This is a genomic window from [Mycobacterium] manitobense, from assembly GCF_025821665.1.
GTDB lineage: Bacteria > Actinomycetota > Actinomycetes > Mycobacteriales > Mycobacteriaceae > Mycobacterium > Mycobacterium arseniciresistens.
The window spans coordinates 1-537 of record NZ_JACKSJ010000073.1 but is presented as its reverse complement, the minus strand read 5'-3'; the positions used below and the strand labels follow the sequence as shown (position 1 = coordinate 537).

Here is a 537-nt window from a genome sequence, read left to right as displayed (position 1 = left end):
CGACGACCAACCCCTTGGACCTCCTGGTCAACACAATGATGGCGTGGGTCGCGCGCCAGATCAGTCACACCTTCGTCAACAGGACGCCGATCGCGGGTCCGATCGTCTACGAGCAGAATCTGCTCGGCCAGGTCTACATCGATCTGAACGCCACGGACCCCAACGGTGACGTGCTGACCTACGACATCATCCAGCCGGAACACGGTTGGGTGTACCGGGATCTGATCAGCGGCAAATTCGTCTACACGCCGTGGGCACTGGTCAGCGGCCAGCCCCTGGTGGACAGCTTCAAGATCGTCATCCGCGATGACTCCGAGCATCTGCCCGGCGTCCTCGGTCAGATCCAGGCCGTGGTGGAGAAGGTGACGCGCTTCCTCGGCATCGCCCAGGCGGACAACCTCACCGTGACCATCCCGGTCAATGTCGACCCGGTTGTGCAGATGCCGCCGCTGGTGACGCCCATCGTGGGTGGCGGCTACCAGCTCGGCAAGGATCCCGCCCCCATCGTCTCCACGGTCGACATCGTCGACGGCGACA

At 63.5% G+C, this 537-nt stretch carries 1 protein-coding gene; it reads left to right on the top strand.

The annotated features are described in order from the left end of the window. The coding region (locus H7I41_RS09950; RefSeq protein ID WP_264012414.1) for an Ig-like domain-containing protein at nucleotides 1-537 on the top strand (537 nt) is incomplete at both ends.